12 protein-coding genes are annotated in these 18,150 nt (G+C 58.5%); 7 read left to right on the forward strand and 5 right to left on the reverse strand.

The window, feature by feature from the left end; all coding sequences use genetic code 11:
- Window positions 1–144 precede the first annotated feature (144 nt).
- The 4 genes from BLP93_RS00165 (at window position 145) to BLP93_RS00180 (ending at window position 8,064) form a co-directional block, all read left to right on the forward strand.
- Window positions 145–2,172 (forward strand): methyl-accepting chemotaxis protein, encoded by a 2,028-nt coding sequence (locus BLP93_RS00165; protein WP_092116011.1) that lies wholly within the window; start codon window positions 145–147, stop codon window positions 2,170–2,172.
- Between the two features lie 100 nt (window positions 2,173–2,272).
- Window positions 2,273–4,729 carry a hybrid sensor histidine kinase/response regulator gene (locus BLP93_RS00170; protein ID WP_092116013.1) on the forward strand — a complete coding sequence of 819 codons (2,457 nt, stop codon included), beginning with the start codon at window positions 2,273–2,275 and terminating at the stop codon, window positions 4,727–4,729.
- Window positions 4,730–4,810: 81 nt separating this feature from the next.
- A complete protein-coding gene (gene cheB, locus BLP93_RS00175) occupies window positions 4,811–5,875 on the forward strand; it encodes a chemotaxis-specific protein-glutamate methyltransferase CheB (RefSeq protein WP_092116502.1) in 1,065 nt (354 codons plus the stop codon).
- Window positions 5,872–8,064: a response regulator gene (locus tag BLP93_RS00180; RefSeq protein ID WP_161946129.1), complete on the forward strand. Its 2,193-nt coding sequence runs from the start codon at window positions 5,872–5,874 to the stop codon at window positions 8,062–8,064. Before cheB ends, BLP93_RS00180 begins: the two co-directional genes overlap by 4 nt.
- 25 nt (window positions 8,065–8,089) lie before the next feature.
- On the opposite strand, the gene BLP93_RS00185 is transcribed toward BLP93_RS00180, so the two are convergent.
- Window positions 8,090–9,460 (reverse strand): APC family permease, encoded by a 1,371-nt coding sequence (locus BLP93_RS00185; protein WP_092116017.1) that lies wholly within the window; start codon window positions 9,458–9,460, stop codon window positions 8,090–8,092.
- Entirely contained in the window at window positions 9,444–10,289 is an 846-nt protein-coding gene (locus BLP93_RS00190) for an SAM-dependent methyltransferase (protein WP_161946130.1), read from the reverse strand. Before BLP93_RS00190 ends, BLP93_RS00185 begins: the two co-directional genes overlap by 17 nt.
- An 806-nt stretch (window positions 10,290–11,095) precedes the next feature.
- Here BLP93_RS00190 and BLP93_RS00195 point away from each other — a divergent pair.
- The 3 genes from BLP93_RS00195 (at window position 11,096) to BLP93_RS00205 (ending at window position 15,059) form a co-directional block, all read left to right on the forward strand.
- On the forward strand, window positions 11,096–13,339 hold the full coding sequence (locus tag BLP93_RS00195; protein ID WP_092116020.1) for a SulP family inorganic anion transporter: 2,244 nt from the start codon (window positions 11,096–11,098) through the stop codon (window positions 13,337–13,339).
- Between the two features lie 104 nt (window positions 13,340–13,443).
- Window positions 13,444–14,322 (forward strand): DUF2156 domain-containing protein, encoded by an 879-nt coding sequence (locus tag BLP93_RS00200; protein ID WP_092116022.1) that lies wholly within the window; start codon window positions 13,444–13,446, stop codon window positions 14,320–14,322.
- 59 nt (window positions 14,323–14,381) lie between these two features.
- Entirely contained in the window at window positions 14,382–15,059 is a 678-nt protein-coding gene (locus BLP93_RS00205) for a Crp/Fnr family transcriptional regulator (protein ID WP_092116024.1), read from the forward strand.
- Window positions 15,060–15,086: 27 nt separating this feature from the next.
- On the opposite strand, the gene BLP93_RS00210 is transcribed toward BLP93_RS00205, so the two are convergent.
- The 3 genes from BLP93_RS00210 to BLP93_RS00220 all read right to left on the reverse strand — a co-directional run bounded on the left by BLP93_RS00210 (window position 15,087) and on the right by BLP93_RS00220 (window position 17,765).
- Window positions 15,087–16,358 carry a peptidase U32 family protein gene (locus tag BLP93_RS00210; RefSeq protein ID WP_092116026.1) on the reverse strand — a complete coding sequence of 424 codons (1,272 nt, stop codon included), beginning with the start codon at window positions 16,356–16,358 and terminating at the stop codon, window positions 15,087–15,089.
- A 20-nt stretch (window positions 16,359–16,378) separates the two neighbouring features.
- Window positions 16,379–17,239 carry a PHP domain-containing protein gene (locus BLP93_RS00215; RefSeq protein WP_092116028.1) on the reverse strand — a complete coding sequence of 287 codons (861 nt, stop codon included), beginning with the start codon at window positions 17,237–17,239 and terminating at the stop codon, window positions 16,379–16,381.
- Between the two features lie 160 nt (window positions 17,240–17,399).
- Complete coding sequence (locus BLP93_RS00220) at window positions 17,400–17,765, reverse strand: flagellar protein FlaG (RefSeq protein WP_092116030.1); 366 nt, start codon at window positions 17,763–17,765, stop codon at window positions 17,400–17,402.
- Window positions 17,766–18,150 lie beyond the last annotated feature (385 nt).

Raw genomic sequence — 18,150 nt, forward strand, 5'->3', positions numbered from 1 at the left:
CTACAGCGACCACTTGCCGGAGCAAGCCGATACGCTGAAGATTGAACACGTGGCACCAAATCAGGGCTGATTGGTTGCGAATAGCCCAAGGTTGAAACTTCGGCGCCACGTACTGTCCGTCCACAAACAGAAACTCGGAGCTGAATGATGCTGAACCTGGCAAATCTGAACATCGGCAAGAAACTTGGATGGGGATTCGGTCTTCTGGTGGGGATTGCCGTTTTGCTGGGACTCGTCGGCCATTACGGCATTTCCCGGACCGAACAGGCTCTGCGCGATATCGGATCGCATCGGCTTCAGGGCGTGACCAGTCTTCTGGAAATCAAGGCCGAGGCAGAAAAGCTGCGCGGCGCCCAGCGCATTCTGGGCATCCCTGGGATAGCCATCCAGGATCGACGCCAGCAGTATGAACTGATGCAGGTCATGAGCCGGCGCCTGCACGCCGCACAGGAGATTTTTTCCTCTCTGGAGCACGACCAGCAGGATGCTGAACTGTGGCGAGAGTTCACAACGGCCTGGGACGCCTGGCAGGTCGAGAGCACGCTCTTCATGGACATCAGCCGGGAGTTCGACGCACTTGGCATTGCCGATCCCATAGCAGTTTCCCGACAAATCGAACGGTTCATGAAGGACCACTATATCCTGGTTCAGGAGGTGCTCCACCTCGTCTACCGCGACGACACGTTCACCGGGGGCGATGATCCCGCGGCCTGCAACTTCGGACGCTGGCTGCCCTCTTTCTCCACGGACAACCAGGAACTGCACGAACTGCTGCGCGCCTTCATCGCCCCCCATCACCGCTTTCACGACTCCGTCGGCCGGATCAAGCAGGCCATGGGACAAGACAGCCGCGGTCAGGCTGAAGCTTTATACATGGCCGAAATGATCCCAAGCATGCAGGAAGTGTTCTTCCGGTTCCGGGAAATGCTGGACATAGCCAACCGTTCAGCCCGACTCCTGGAAACCGCCCTGACCCAGCTTCTGGGCCCGCTGACCGAGCGGCAGGAAGAAGCCCTGATCATCCTGGACCAGTTGGTGTCCCGGAACCTGGAAATGGCCGAGGATACGCTCCGCGAGGCCAAAGCCCAGAGCTCGCTGCTCCAGACCGTCAGTCTGATCGCCATGGGCTTGGGGCTGCTCCTGGGTATTTTTCTGGCCGTGACCATCACGCGCAGCGTCAGCCGCCCCATCAATTCCGGCGTGGACCTGCTGAAACGAATCAGCGCAGGAGATTTGCGGAAGGAAGTGCCCGAGACCTTGCGGGAGCGTCAGGACGAAATCGGCGTTCTGGCCAGGGCCCTGCACGAAATGAGCACGGCGTTCAGGACGCAACTTCAGGAAATCGCCGAGGTTTCCGCATCCCTGGGCGCATCCGCCGGCCAGATTTCCGCCTCGGTCACCCAGGTCACCTCCGGGGCCCAGGAAAGCGCCGCCGCCGTGACCGAAACCGTGGCCACGGTGGAGGAGGTCAAGCAAACCGCCCAGATCACCAGCCATAAGGCCCGGGATGTGGCGGACAATGCCCAAAAAGGTCTACGCACCGCCCAGGCCGGGCAGCAGACCACCGAAACCCTGGCCCAGGGTATGGAACGGATCAACGAGCAGATGATTTCCATCGCCGACACCATCATGAAACTCAGCGATCAGACCCAGGCCATCGGGGAGATCACCGCCAGCGTGGACGACATTGCGGAGCAGTCCAACCTCCTGGCGGTCAACGCCGCGGTGGAAGCGGCCCGGGCCGGAGAACAGGGGCGGGGTTTCGCCGTGGTGGCCCAGGAAATTCGCAGCCTGGCGGAACAGTCCAAGCAGGCCACGCGCAAGGTGCGCGCCATCCTCAACGACATCCAGAAAGCCACTGCCGCCGCGGTCATGGCGACGGAACAAGGCGGCAAGGCCGTGGATCAAGGCGTGCATGAGGCCCGGGAAGCCACGGCCGCCATCCAGAGCCTGAACAAGACCTTTACGGAGTCGGTCCAGTCCGCCGCCCAGATCGCGGCCGCGAACAAGGAGCAACTTTTGGGCATGGATCAGGTTTCCCAGGCCATGGTCAATATCAAGGAAGCCGGGAACCAGAACGTGTCCGCCATGCGCCAACTCGAGGCCGCTGCCCGCGGGTTGCGCGACATGGGTCTCAAGTTGAGCGAATTGATCGGGAAGTACAAAGTCTGAGCATGTTGCGCGGTTTGCAGATTCGGCTTTTCTGCTGGCAGGGTCTGATCGAAACAGATGAAGCCCCTTCACCCATTGAACCAGGATCCAGCGATCTTACATGCCTCTATCCGACCATGAATTCCTCTTGCGGCTGCGCAAAACCTTTGCCGTGGAGGCCGATGAGTATCTGCGGACCATTGTCCGGGGACTGGTGGAAATTGAACGCCAGGACGATTCCACCCAGAGCAAACAAGCCGTGGAAGAGGTTTTCCGTGCCGCCCACAGCATGAAGGGAGCGGCGCACACCGTGGACATGGGCGGCATTGGAACGGTCTGTCATTCCCTGGAAAACATCTTCCTGGCGCTCAAGAATAACAAGCTGACGCTGCACGGGGAGGATTACGACATCCTCCAGCGCACCGTGGACGTCCTGGGCGCGATGCTCGCCTCGCCGAACGCCGCGGAACAAATCCCGGACGACGAGCTGTTGGCCACCCTGGACCAGATCGTCGCCCGCCGGGGCGATCCTTCGTTACCGAATCCTTCCGCAACCCCGCGTTCCAAGGCCTTTCCCGCGGATATTCCGGTCCGCGCCGAAGGTGTTCCAGAGCCGGCCAAGCCCGTTCAGCCGGTCCCGCGGACCCAGAATGACGAGCCCTTGTCGTTCCCGGAGCAGCCCCTTTCATCCGCGGAACAAACGGATGCCGCTGTTGAGCCGCAACGGAATCCTCCCGTTGCAACCGCGCCTGAACCGGCAACCGAAACTTCCCCAGCGCTCCCTGCTCCGGAGACGCCCCCTGATCCAACTGCCGAAACCATCCGCATTTCCGCCCGCAAGCTGGATTCCATCCTGTTGCGGACCGAAGAGCTTGTTTCCATCAAGCTGGCCCTGGAACAGCGCACCCAGGATCTGGCCGACATCCTTGCCTTGCTTGGCCCGTGGAAACGACGCTGGAGCCAGCTTGAGGGTACGGCAAAACGCACTTCCCGCCGATTCGAGGGCAACGGCTCCACCCCGGAGGACAAGGATCTGCGGACCATGCTCCAGTCGTGGGACTGGAACCAGTCCCGACTGATGGAACTCGAAGAAGGTCTGGATGCCATGCGCGGCGCTCTGATCGCGCAAACTCGCGGGGCCGGTCAGCTTATTGCCGATCTGCTGGAGACAACCAAGTCCGTGCTCATGTTTCCGGCGGCCGCTCTCGTCGACGTCCTGCCCAGAACCGTACGGAATATTGCCCGCGCCCAGGGCAAGGAGGCCTTGTTCACGTCCAGCGGTACGGATATCGAAGTGGACAAACGCATCCTGGAGCGAATCAAGGATCCGCTGGTCCATCTGGTACGCAACTGCATCGACCATGGTCTCGAGCCTCCGGAGATTCGCCGCAACCATGGCAAAACGGAAATCGGAACCATTCGCGTGGCCTTTTCGCAAATCCGCGGCAACCTCCTCCAAATCGTGGTTTCCGATGACGGAGCGGGCATGGATGTGCTGAAAATCCGCGACATAGCCCTCAAGCGAGGACTGATTTCCCAGGAAGAAGCCCAAAATCTCGATGAGCAGGCAACCTTGAAACTGATTCTGCGCTCCGGGATCTCTACCAGCCGGATCATTACCGATATATCCGGACGCGGTCTGGGCATGGCCATTGTTCTGGAAGCCGTGGAAAACCTGGGCGGGGACATCCAGATCCAAAGTTTTCCGCACCGCGGCAGCGTCTTTCGGATCACCCTGCCCATGTCCATGGCCGGTTTTCGAGGGCTCCTGGTCAGCGAATACGGACAGACCTTCGTCCTCCCGGTTGCCCATGTCCAAAGCACGTTGCGTCTGCCGCGGGATGCCGTCTTTACCCTGGAAGGACGAGACGGCATTGCCTTCCAGGGCGCTCACCTGCCCCTGTTGCGCCTTGGACAGGTTTTGAAAATGGCCCCTTTGCCCGACAGTCCGCCCGCATCTTCCCATATCACGGTGGTTGTCCTGCAGGCAGGGCGGCAACAAATGGCTTTTTCCGTGGACGCGGTACTCAACGAACAGGAAATTTTGATCAAAAGCCTGGGCAGGCAACTGGTCCGGGTGCGGAATGTCTCCGGAGCCGCGGTACTCGGCTCGGGCCGGCTCTCTCCGGTGCTCAACGTCAACGATTTGCTGCGATCCGCGGTCCGGATCGCGAGCCCGACCCGCGCCGCCCCGACATCACCGGAAAAGCCCCGCCTCAAGATACTGGTGGCCGAGGACTCCATCACCTCCAGAACCCTGCTCAAGAACATCCTCACCGCGGCGGGTTACGAGGTACGGGTTGCGGTTGACGGAGCCGCTGCCTGGGAAGCACTGCATCAAACACGTTTCGACCTCGTTGTTTCGGATGTTGAAATGCCGGAACTGAACGGGTTCGACCTGACGTCGAGGATCCGTTCCGACAAGAACACAGCGCATCTTCCCGTGGTGCTCGTCACCTCGCTGGAATCGCGCCGGGACAAGGAACGCGGCATAGACGTCGGCGCGGACGCCTACATCGTCAAAAGCAGTTTCGATCAGGGCAATCTGCTGGAAGTGCTGCGCCGGCTGGCGAGATGAACGACACCATGAAACGCAAAACCTTTCTTCCCATCGGAATATGCTGAAGAGCTCTTCTGGAACTAAATTTTGGCAAATGACATGATCAACGTTCTTGTGGTGGACGATTCCCAATCCGTGCGGGAATACCTGGAACATCTCATCGGAACCGATCCGGGAATGCGGGTTGTCGGCATGGCCCGCAACGGCCGCGAGGCCCTGAAGTTCCTGCGACACTCGCGTCCCGACGTGATCACCATGGATATCGAGATGCCGGAAATGGACGGTTTCGAGACCACCCGCGCGATCATGGAAACAGATCCGGTGCCCATCGTGATCATCAGTTCCCTGTGGCGCCCTGGCGAGGTGTCCCGGACCTTCCAGGCCATGGAGGCCGGAGCCGTGGCCATTTTGCAGCAACGGGCCGGCTTGCGTCATCCGGATCACGCCGCGTCCACAGTCGAGCTGCTTTCCACCATCAGGCAGGCCGCCGCGGCAAAGGTTCGCAAGCTTCGTGTCCCGCGCCGGGAAATCTCCAGCACCGACCTCCGACCCGAGGAATTGCCCGTCAAACCGATCCAGGTCGTGGCGGTGGGCGCGTCCACAGGCGGACCAACGGCAATCCAGGAACTGCTGTTCGCCCTGCCGGCAACGTTTCCCGTGCCTTTGCTCATCGTGCAACATATTGCCGCGGGCTTTGCCGACGGTTTCGCGGACTGGCTCAACAACACCGTTCCCATGTCCGTCCGTCCGGCCAGGCACGGTGAAACCATTCTTCCCGGTCACGCCTATGTCGCTCCGGACAACCTGCATCTGCTGTATGGGCCGCACTCCACCGTGGTGCTCAGCGACGCACCACCGGAACATTCCATGCGTCCGGCGGTTTCCTGTCTGTTTCGGTCGGTGTCCCGAGCCCTTGGCAGCGCCGGGATCGGCATCCTGCTCACGGGCATGGGCCGCGACGGAGCCGCGGAACTGAAGATGATCAAGGACGCCGGGGGGATCACATTCGGCCAGGATCAGGCCTCGTCCATCATCCACGGCATGCCCGGCGAAGCCCTTCAACTTGGTGCATGCACCTATATGCTGCCGCCGGGCAAGATCGCCGAGATGCTTCTCACATTGACCGCCGTTCCCAAACTTCACACTCCCAAGAGCCATTCATGAAAACCAGCAAAGAAATCCTGATCGTCGAAGACAGCCTGACCCAGGCCCTGCGCCTGCAGCACCTTCTGGAAGAGGCAGGTTACGTGGTCCACCTGGCCCGGAACGGCAAACAGGGATTGGAAATGGCGCAACACGTCCATCCCACCGTGGTGGTCACGGACATCATGATGCCGGAAATGGACGGCTATGAAATGTGCTCCCGGATCAAGAACGACGATCAGCTCCGCGATATCCCCGTTATCCTGCTGACGTCCTTGTCCGATCCACGCAATGTGATTCGGGGCATCCAGTGCGGTGCGGACAACTTCATCACCAAGCCCTATGACCAGGAATTGCTGCTGCGCCGCCTGGAGCACATTCTGACGAACATGGAACTGCGCAAGGCTGGCATCGCCCAGGTTTCGGTGGAGGTGTTTTTTGCCGGACAGTACTACACCCTGAATTCCAGCCGCTTCCAGATCATCGACATGCTCCTGTCCACCTTCGAATCGGCCATGCAGCAAAACATCAAGCTGAACAAAACCGAGGCCGAGCTACGCGAGGTCAACCGGGAGCTCCAGTCGGCCAAGGAAGCGGCCGAACAGGCCAATGCGGCCAAGAGCGACTTTCTGGCCAACATCAGCCATGAAATCCGGACGCCCCTGAACGGCGTCGTCGGGATGATCGAACTGATGATGGACTCGAACCTGAATGCCGAACAGCGCTATCAGGCCGAAGTGGTCCGTTCCAGCGCCACGACCCTGCTCAACCTGATCAACGACATCCTGGATTTTTCCAAGATCGAGGCCGGCAAGATGGAGCTGGAGCAGATTGAATTCTCACTGCATGACATGCTCGACGAATTCGCGGCCATGATGGCTCTCAAGGCCGGGGAAAACGGGATTGAATTCATTTGTGCCGCGGACCCGGACGTGCCCGTGATGCTCTACGGGGACAAGAAGCGGCTGAGCCAGATTTTGACCAACCTGACCTCCAATGCCTTGAAGTTCACCACCGACGGGGAGGTCTGCGTGCGCGTATCTCTGCTGGAGCGAAGCGGCGGCCAAGCCTGGCTGCGAATGGCTGTCCGGGATACGGGCATCGGCATTCCGGCGGACAAGATCGGCAAGCTGTTCAACAAGTTTACCCAGGTCGACGCCTCCACTTCCCGGAAATACGGCGGCACCGGGCTCGGACTGGCCATCTGCAAGCAGTTGGTCGAACTGATGGGCGGGGAGATCACTGTCCAGAGCACTGTGCACAAGGGCACGGAATTCCGGGTGGACATCAGTTTAAAGACTTCTCACAACGCCCTCCCGAAGGATGCCCCCTTGGAGGTCCGGGGCACACGTGTTCTGGTCGGGGAGGAGAACGCCACAGCCCGGGAAATGCTCATCCGGTGGCTGACCCACTGGAATTTTGTTCCCGTGGATGCGCCCGATCATCGGACTGTCCAGAAGTTGCTCTCCGAGGCGGCGAGCATGGGGACCCCATTCAGGGTTGCTCTGGTCAATCTGGCCTTGAACAAGGCGGAGGAACCGCTGAATCCGGAAACGACCAGGCTGGCAAAAGCGTTTCCACTGACCAAAATGCTGGCCATGATCCCCCTGAACCGTCATAACATGAGGAAGGACATTCAAGCACTCGGGTTTTCGGCCTCCTTGACCAAGCCGGTCAGGCCTTCCGTCCTGCTGGACTGCCTGACCGCGATGCTTGGCGCGGGCGATGCCGGTGCCTGCCGACCCTCTCACAAACAAGGTATTGCGTTGCCGAACATACCGAAGTCGGCGAAAATCCTGCTGGTGGAAGACAATATCGTGAACCAGCAGGTTGCCTTGGGCATCCTGAAAAAAATGGGTGTTCAGGCGGAACTGGCGCAGAACGGCGCCGAGGCCCTGACCATCCTCGAACATTCCGCCTACGACCTGGTCTTCATGGATATTCAAATGCCCGTCATGGACGGATTGGAAGCCACCAGAATGATCCGCTCCGGGTCCGGAAACGTCTCCGTTGCCGCCAAGAATCCCGACGTGCCTATCATCGCGATGACCGCACACGCCCTGGACAAGGATCGGGAGAAGTGTTTCGAGGCAGGCATGAACGACTTTCTGTCCAAGCCTCTTGAGCCCGCTCAGCTGGCAGGGATTCTCGACAAGTGGCTGGGAACCGGAAGCGATGAAAAATGTCTCGATCAACAGACCGGGGCATGACAGCGGCTGGAAACAGGTGCCGCAACTATCCAGTCGAAGTGTTCCGGCCCCGCAACAGCAGCAAGGGCGCGCCTGCGGCAAGGACACCTAATCCGACAATGGCGCCGGGCCCCGCATAGAGGGTGCTCGACCATAGCAATCCAAGACAGGTTATCCCGAACAGCAGCGGGGTGAGCGGGTACACGGGGACCCGAAAGGGACGTCTGCGAAGCGGATCCCGGTGACGCAGCGCGAAAACGGACATCGCCGTCAGGAGCATGAACAGCCAGAAAACCGGCGCGGTGTAGGCGACCATGGTACCGATGCCGTCCTGCGTCATGGCCCCGAACAGGACCAGGGCCAGGGTGATCAGCCCCTGGAGCGCCAACGCCCTGACCGGCGTCTCGGAGCGCTCGCTCCAGGCGCCGAGCATGGAAAGACGCGGTACGTCGCGCCCCAGGGCATAGTAGACGCGGGCCCCGGTCAATATTGTGGCATTGAGGGTGCTCAGAGCCACGATGCAGACCATCACGCTCAACAGGAAAGCGGCCCTGGGGCCGGCAACGAGCTGCATCATCTGCGCTCCCACCGCATGGGTCTCACGCAGGCCTTCCAGTCCGAAAATGTGCAGATACGACAGGTTGGCCAGGACATACACGAAGATGACAATGGCTGCTCCGAGCAACAGGACCCGGCTCATGCTCCGCTGCGGGTCGCGCAGTTCTCCGGACAGGTAGGCCGTCTCGTTCCAGCCGCCGTAGGTGAGCAGGACGAAGACCATGCCCATGCCTAAAGCCCCGGCCGGATTGCCGCTCAAAGCGGTTGAGGTCCCGGCGCCGATGATCGGCTCCGCCATGGCCGGCGCCGACTTGAGCAGTCCGCCGCCGATAACCAGGGCCAGGGCCAGAACGGTCATCGACGAGAACAGGATCTGCGCCCGCTTGGCTTCACGGGTGCCGACAATATTCAGGGCCGTCAGCCCCATGATGGCGACGGCCGCGTGCATTGCAGCGCCCCATGCCCCAAGGGGCACCAGCTGCTGTGCGTATTCCCCGTAGATGAAAGCCACCGCGGCAATCGACCCGGTCTGGATGACAGTGCCGCGAGCCCATGCGAAAAGCACGCCCACCCCTGATCCCCATGCCCGCTGCAGGAAGTGGTATTCGCCTCCTGCATGCGGGTATGTCGAGCCCAGTTCCGCGTAGCAGAGCGCGCCCAGCAGCATGATCAGCCCACCGGCCAGCCACAAGCCCATGTAGATGTATGGGGTCTCTGCCTGCTGGGCCACAAGGGGCGGAAAACCGAAGATGCCGATGCCGATGACCACGCCGACCAGAACCGCGACACCGTCGGCAACGCTCAGTCCGCCGCGAAGCTTTTCGTTTGAGGCTGGCCGGCAGCTAGTTGCGTCTGGCATTCCAGCCTTGCGCCGCGCCGGAGGTTTGAACGGGAACCATCGTATCGCCTTCCACCCTGCCGACATAGTTGTCGGAGCCGATGACGAAGCGGATCTCGTCGCCACGCAGATTTACGTCATTAAGGTCCATGGAAGCGCCTTCCACCACGGCATGACCGCTGATGTTCTGGTAAGACTGGGTCAAGGACAGGGTGACTTCCCTGCCGTCGGCTGTGGAGAGCTGCCATCGCCCCTGCACCTGTGCGGGAACGATCCAGAGATAGGCGTTGCGTCCGTCGACCACTTCATGCTGGTCCGGTTCCCAGTCGCCCATGTTGAAGGCGTGGGAGACGACTCGCGTTCCGGGTCTCATCGTCTCCAGAATCACCGGGCGCAGGCGCAGATTCAACGTTTGCAGGAGGTACATGGTCAGCACTGTGGCTTCGGAAAAATCCATTTCGAACAGATCCCCCTCCTCGAAAGTGGCGCGGTCCTCGACGCCGGCCCGGCGGGCATTTTCCCGGCCCTCGGCAACCCGCTGGGGATCCAGGTCGATGCCGTGAGCAGCCCGGGCGTTGAAATCCCTGACAGCCGCGACCACGATGCGGCCATCCCCCGAGCCGAGATCAATCACGTAATCATCCTCCCGAACCTCGGCCATTTCCAACATGCGATGGACCAGCCTCTCCGGCGTGGGAACATAGATGACGCTGAGCTGCGGCGATGCGCCGGCTTCGGAAGCGCTCCACCAATTGATGCCTGGCGCCGTCAACAGGCAGACAACCAGAATTGTTGCCCAGAGCGTTCTTCGTCCGGGTTGAGCAAATGAACCGCAAATTGACGACATCATTTTCCCCTCCTCCATTCGGTTTGCAGCTGAACAACATAGTCCTGTCCAGCAAAATGTTATGTTCCATGTCATGGCCTGATCAGCCGACAATGAACAACGGATGAACATGAATATGTCCATCCGTCGCAACAGCACTCCCCTGAGCCAGGGGCTGAAACGAAAGCCGACGTCGTAACCGCGGCAGCGCCGAGACAAGCACTCTGCAATGAACAGGATTCAACACCATACGGAAAAGTAACTGCTCAAATAGATCGGGCACAGCTTGCGTGCTACCTTGCAAGTGGATTCCCGCCTTCGCGGGAATGACTTCAATTGAACGCTTTCCAGTCACGTCATGCCCGCGAAGGCGGGCATCCAGGCCATACTTACCACAATTGATTGATCAGTTACTCGGAAAAATGTTGCTTATCGGATATCAATTCAAATTTTTGTAAAACTATTCGTTTTCATGCTGATCATTCATCAATATGCATGCCAATACCTTCTTCTTGAAAAACCTTCAGCATTATTATTTAAATTTCTGAGTAACTCAGTAAAAATTTATTATCGTCTTGCATTTGGAGAAAAATTTCTTGTGAAATGATAATCCGCAAATATATGCCCGTGCCACCCATAGCCAGCAACAAATTCAGAAAGCGGGTCGTACGGCTTGCCTTTCACCTCGACACAGCTCTCAAGTCTAGGCAGAGTGGCCTGCCTGCTTGACCTGGGCAAAATTCTTGGTAAACACACAACGAAATCATGCGGTTAAGATTTTAAGCCCAGAAGAGTGAATCCAGCCAATCTCTGACCGTTGAAAGGAAATCATGAACGATCCATCCGCTGCTTCCTCCAGCCGATCCTTGACCCGAGAAATCCTGAACGACATCGGCTCGGTCAAGTGTCTTTCCGGAATCAGTATCGGGCTGGTGATCAGCCTGATGTTGATCATTATTCAGGTTTCCTTTGCCGCGATGATTTTTTCCGGACCTCTGGAGGTTCACGCCCAACGGGGCATGGGATTGACCATGGCCGGCGCCGTGGCGCTCCTTCTGATATCAGCCCTTTTCAGCAGTTTTCGCCCCACCATCACTGCCCCTCAGGATGCTCCCGTGGCCATTTTTGCCGGAGCCGCGGCCGGCATCGCCGTGACGTTGGGTACCGGATACACCGAGGCGGCCTTCATCACGGTTGTGGCTGCATTGATCCTTTCCACCATGGCCACTGCCGTGTTTTTCCTGCTGGCCGGGGTCATGCGTTTTGCAGGCTACATCCGGTTCATGCCCTATCCTGTTGTTGCCGGGTTTCTTGCCGGCACCGGCTGGCTGCTGAGCAAAGGCAGCCTGGAAGTGATGACCGGGTTTTCCATGACCTGGTCCACGGTGCCGGCTTTGCTGTCCACGGAAGCGCTCATGCTCTGGGCCCCAGGAGCCGCCTATGCCCTGCTGCTGTTTTTCTGTCTGCGCCGCTGGTCGCACTTTTTAATTCTGCCCGGCTCGATGATCGTTGGCTTGATCCTTTACCATCTGGCCATGCCCGTCTTTGACCTGGATATGGAACAGGCCCGAGAATCGGGACTTTTTTTCGCTTCCTTCTCCTCGGCGCACCTCTGGCCGGTATTCAGCCTTTCGGATTATCAATTCATCCAATGGAACGCCCTCTTTCCCCAGCTGCCGACTTTGGCCATCATACCCTTCATCTCCCTGCTTGGATTTCTTCTGAACACCGGCGGCATCGAACTGGCCGCGCAGCGAGACCTGGACTTGAACCGGGAATTACTGGTCAACAGCGGCGGAAATGCCTTGGCGGCGCTGGCCGGGTCATCCGCCGGATACACCTCCCTTAGTCTCGCCATGCTGGGGTTCAAGACCGGCGCTGACACAAGGATCGTCGGGCTGACGGCCACAGCCATGTTCATCGCGACGCTTTTTTTCGGCGGGCAAATCATCTCCATTTTCCCCAAGGCTCTGTTGGGCGGCTTTTTACTGCTTCTGGGCCTTTTTTTCCTTTCGGACTGGATACTGGATACCTATAAACGCATGCCCAGGGCCGACTACATGATCGTGGTCGGCGTTTTTGCCACTATCGGCATATTTGGATATTTGTACGGTGTTTTGCTGGGTCTGCTGGCGACCGTGACCTTGTTTGTGGCCAAGCTCACTCGGATTCCGGCTGTCGAGTCCACTTCCACCTGCGCCCAGACCCGCAGCCGCAAGGCACGCCCCCTGCCCCATCAGCGTCTGCTTGCGGAGCATGGACGAAGTGCCTATATCTTTAATCTGAACGGCTTTCTTTTTTTCGGTTCCGTGAACGCCTTGACCTCGGCGGTCATGCAAGCCTGGACCAACGAGGAAGCCCGCTTCATTCTGGTCGATTTTCAGAAAGTGACCGGATTCGACATCTCGGCGGTAAACAATTTCGTCCGTCTGGCCCAACGCATCTCTGCACGCAATGAAAATTTCATTCTTACAGCACCACCAGGGCTGTTCGTGGACCTGTTCAACCAGGTCGCTGGACCGGAAACGGCTTCCAAGGTTCGGATATTTCCGGACAAAAACACGGCCCTGGAATGGATCGAGGACCAGTTGTTGAACACTGCACTGACGACCATGGCCAAAGCCACGCCGGACTCACGAAGAAGATCCCATGGCCAACTCTTCGATGAGGTCGCCGACGATCTTCTGGATCAGCTGGAACAGCAGGAACACGTTGAAACGCTGTTGGAACGAATCCGTCCATATCTGGAGGCCCGTTCATTTGCCGCGGGGCAGGAACTGCTGGAAGAAAACGCCCCGGCGCCCGGGATGTTCTTCATTCATCAAGGCGCTGTCCGAGAGAGCGTTACGGTTTCCTCGGGGCGAAGCACTACGCTGCGAACTCTTGGCCAGGGCACCTTTTTCGCTGTGCCCGCTGCCTATGAGCCCTGGCGATCCTGCTGTTCTTATCAGGCGGAATCCGCAGTGGAAACTTTCCTGCTCACCCCGGAGGCCTTGCGCGAGCTGGAATCCGTCGATCCCCGGACGGCCCAGGAAATCCACCGTCTGGTCGTCTCGTCCCTTGTGCGCGCATAGCCGCTACTCCGGATCTTGCCCTGCGGTCGTGACCGGCACGTTCCGGTGGCCGCTCTTCATGACCGCGACAATCCTCAACATCATCCAAAACAATCAAGAACATCATGCCCATTGAATTCCACCCTGTCAGTTTGCGGGACCAGGAGCAGTATCTGCTGTTGCTGGCCCAGTGCTCCCAGAAAACATCGGACTACAGCTTTGCGAACATCTTCGGCTGGGCTGAGGAGTATGGCCTGGAATGGTTTTTCGAGAAGGACCTGGTCTGGATCAGGCAACAGAAGCCGGAACCTGTTTACTGGGCCCCTATCGGATCATGGGAGAAGATTGATTGGGAGGAGCATGCCACAAGGCTCAGGTCGGCCCGGTTTCAGCGCGTGCCCGAGGAACTGGCCCGCATCTGGCGGGGTTGTTTCGGCGAGCGGCTCGTGGTGTCCGATGCCCGGGGGCAGTGGGATTACATCTATCTGGTCCGGGAGTTGGTGGAACTGAAAGGAAATCGGTTTCACAAAAAAAAGAATCACTTCAATCAGTTTGATCGAAATTACCAAGCAGTCTATCACGATCTGGACATGGACTGCGTGGAGCGGGTGCTGGAAATGCAGCAGAACTGGTGCTCCTGGAAAGAATGCGCCCATTCCGATGCATTGGAAGCGGAGAACACGGCCATAGGACGCGTTCTCAAGGAGTGGGACAGGATTCCGGGGCTCAAGGGCGGCGTTCTGGAGGTGAATGAGGAGATCGTCGCCTATACCGTGGCCGAGGCCCTGACCGAAAACACCATGGTCATCCACTTTGAAAAGGGGCACACCGGCTACAAGGGCGTCTATCAGGCCATCAACAAGCTGTTCCTGGCCAATGCGGCAAGCGGCTTCGAGTACGTCAATCGCGAACAGGATCTGGACGACGAAGGACTGCGCAAGGCGAAACTCTCCTATAATCCAGTCCGCTTTTTGAAAAAAAGCAGCGTACGCTTTTTAGGATGACATGAGTCGTCATTTTTTCGACAACATCATCGCCAACACGCCAACACACCGAGTCCAACATGGATGAACACATCACTACCCTGCTCGGCAAGATGCCGGTCTTTCAAGGGCTGTCCACGCAGCAACTCCAGGCGCTGGCCAATATTGCCGAACCGATCAGGTATCAGCCCGGCGATCTGATTTTCTCCGAGGGAGATCCGGCGGCGGGCTTTTTTCTTGTTCTTTCCGGGCAGGTGAAGGTGTTCAAGATGTCATTTGACGGCAAGGAGCAGGTGCTCCATTTCGTCGGGCCGGATGAAATTTTTGCCGAAGTCCCGGTCTATTCCGGGGGAGCCTATCCGGCCAATGCCGCGGCGTTGCGTGAGACGAAAACCTTTTTCTTTCCCAGGGCCGCCATTCGCAGGCTTCTGGCCAAGGATCCGAATCTGGCCATGAACATGCTGGCCGACCTGTCGAAGCGGCTGCGTCAGTTGACCAGGCTGGTGGAAAACCTGTCCCTCAAGGAAAGCCCGGCCCGGCTGGCGGCGTATCTGCTGCATGCCGGCAGCGAGCTGGTGCGGGCGGACGAAGTGGAACTGGATGTAACCAAGGGCCAGCTGGCCACCCTGCTGGGCACCACGCCGGAAACCCTCTCCAGGACCCTGAAAAAGATGTCCGAAAACGGCGTGATCGAGGTCCACGGGCGCACCATCCGGCTCCTGGACAAGGCGGCCCTGGAGGATATGGCCGCGGGATGATCAGCTACGTTGAGCCGACACCTTGAACTATCGGGTGGGTGAAATTCTTTCCGGCTGGTCCTGCCGGACAAACATGCCCGGTCGGCAGGATGGGTGACCGCAGGAGAGCAGGACGCGCTGTCCTGGATGGGCGACAGCAAGCTTTTCGCCCCGCTCGTTCTCCAGGCCATACTCCGACGCCTCCACCACAGGGCGCCGCAGGCCCGGCAACACCAGTTCCAAAGGTTTGGCCGCGTCCCAGCGATCCAGAACCTGGACCATCCATTTTTCCTGTCCTTCCTGACGGATCAGGTGGCCGACCATGGTCATCCGGCCTGCGCAATCCCAGCGTCTGGCGGTCGTACTCGGAGCACCGGGAAGAAAGAAGCCGGAATCCATGGGTCGATGCAAAGCCAGTCCAAGTTCATGCAGATACAAACTCGGCCGGAATCGCCCCATGCCCAGATCATCCAATGCCGTGCGATAGACGTCGCAAGTCAGGGCGACATAGGCCGCGGAACGCATCCGGCCTTCGATTTTCACGGCCCTGATTTGGTTTTTCCAAATCCAGGGCAGATATTTGACCAGGCAGAGATCGCGCGGGCTGAAAAAGGCCGTATAATCCTCGTCCTCCAAAACTTCCCACAGAATTTCGCCAGGCCGCAGCTGTTCTTCCACGGCCATGGCCTTTGCCCGATACTTGAACCGGCAGGGCTGGGTGCAGCTGCCCTTGTTCGCGGAGCGGGCGTTCAGATAGGCGCTCAGCGAACAGCGTCCGGACAGGGCCAGACACATGGCGCCGTGGACGAACATTTCCAGTTCCAAATCCGGCACGGCCCGGGCCAGGCTCCGGATATCGCCCAAGGCCAGCTCCCGCGCCAGATTGATCCGCGTCGCACCCAACTCGCGCCAGAATGCGGCAGCGGCGCTGTTGCCGGTATTGGCCTGCGTGCTGACATGAATCGGGACATGCGGCAAAATCTTCCGGGCCAGAAAAAACACGCCGGGATCAGCCACGATCAGCCCGTCAACGCAAGCATCGCCCATGTCCGAAAGCAGCTCCAGGCAGGTTCGAACCAGGCCCAGATCCTTCTCCTGGGGAAACGCGTTCAGGCAATAGTAGATTTTGACATTGGAAGAATGAGCCTGGACCAAGGCATCGGACAAAGCTTCCCGCCCAAAGCCGTCGGCCCCGGCCCGCAGATTCAATGAAGGTCCGCCGAGATACACGGCATCCGCGCCGTAGAGCAACGCAGCCTGGAATTTGACGGGATTGCCGGCCGGCGCCAGCAGTTCAGGGCAAGGCGAATGAAAAGCCATCAGCAGTTGTCAATGCGCGATCAGACGGAAAGCCCCTGTTGGACACGACGTTCCTTCATCGTCTCCAACAACTCGGCGGATACGAACAAACCGCCGCGGCCGACGCCTAATTGGACATCCGGCTTGACGGAGCCGTGGAAATCCGACCCGCCGGTGACCAGAAAATCCATCTCCCGCGCCAGTTGCAGGTACAGGTTGGTCTGATCCGGCCGATGCAAGGTGTAATGTGCTTCAATACCGTCCAGGCCCAATTCCTTGAGCTGGCGCAGAACACCCCGAAGATCCGGCCCCTGCAATCCGAGCAGAAACGGATGCGCCAGGACCACCGTGGCTCCGACGGATTTCAAGAGCTCAATGCCCTGGCGAGGGTCCAGCTTGACTTTGGGAATATACGCCTTGCCCTCGGAACCGAGATAATCCCGGAAGGCTTCGCCGGTATCCCGCACATATCCCTTGGCCTGCATCACCTGGGCAATATGGGGGCGGCCCACGGCATCGCCTCCGGCCACGGCCAGAACCTCTTCATAGACAATTTCCATATCCAGGGCGTTGAGTTTCGCCATGATCAGATGATTGCGCTCATGCCGGCGGTCACGCAGATACTGCAGGGAGTCGCTGAGCGCGCTCTGGCCCGAGGGGATCCAGTACCCCAGGATGTGCATATTGCCGTGAGGCGAAACAACGCTCAGCTCGCAACCTGGAATGAATTCTATTCCCAGATTCTCGGCCGCGCGGGAGGCCTCGTCCAGGCCGCCGGTGGTATCATGGTCGGTCAGGGCAATGGCCTCCAGACCAGCGGCAACCGCCGTCTGGATTAATTCAGTGGGAGTCAGGGTTCCATCGGAAGCATTCGAGTGGGTGTGCAGATCTATTCCGGGCATGAGATGGTTGGGTAGAAGGTGAGGTGGCGGGATGTATTGCTTTCTGGGTGTAAGTTCACCAGATGTTCAACGCAAATCAGCGTTGAAGCAAATATATCTACCCAATTTCCGGAGGGCTCACAAGAAAAAGCCCATGGCTGAACTTGTCGTCTTCCTTCCTTTACAGTGAGCGATCCACGATCAAGCCGGCCATTTCGTCAATGGATTCAGCCAGTCGGATGATCTCGTCCGGCGGAAAACGTCGCAACACCTCCTTGGTTTCCGGATTGTAGACCTCCACCTGAAACCGTTCGCTCTTGTCGGTCATTTTCAGCCGCACATTCAATCCCGTTCCGTCCAACCTGTCCTTGGCGACATCCATGGCCTCCATCAAAATGTTCTTGGCCTGTCTTGGAGAAATGCCGTCAGGACCATGACCACCAGGCTCGACAGTCATTTTTGCTTTTTCATCGATCTTCTCGACATTGTTCAGCAATGTCTCTTCTGAAGGGGATGCAATTTTTTCCACAACACTTACCAGTTCCATATCCACACTCCTCCTCCTTGACGCCGCAATCTTTTGAAACTTCCAAATATCTGGAGTTGACCGGATTGCCTTGTCCTGTCTTCGCCGTCTGATCAAATCACTCTCGCTAAAATGATCGAGTGAACCCGAAGTTTGATCAGGGCGAACTCCTCATCGCTTCAATTAAAATATCGGCCAGTAAGGCTGATTACTTTAGGGCCAGGTACGCATTCAGGCGTTCCAATCATCATTGGCGTACTGCCCGCCTTTCAACGCAAGCAGCAAGATTCAATATCTCAATACATTGAAAAAAATGAGATTTGCTACTCATCTCACGGGCTACCGGTAACTCTTATAAATACAACCACTGACCATTGCCACTGCCTGGGATGCAGCCCAAGTTGGA

This window comes from Desulfonatronum thiosulfatophilum (genome assembly GCF_900104215.1).
Lineage (GTDB): Bacteria > Desulfobacterota > Desulfovibrionia > Desulfovibrionales > Desulfonatronaceae > Desulfonatronum > Desulfonatronum thiosulfatophilum.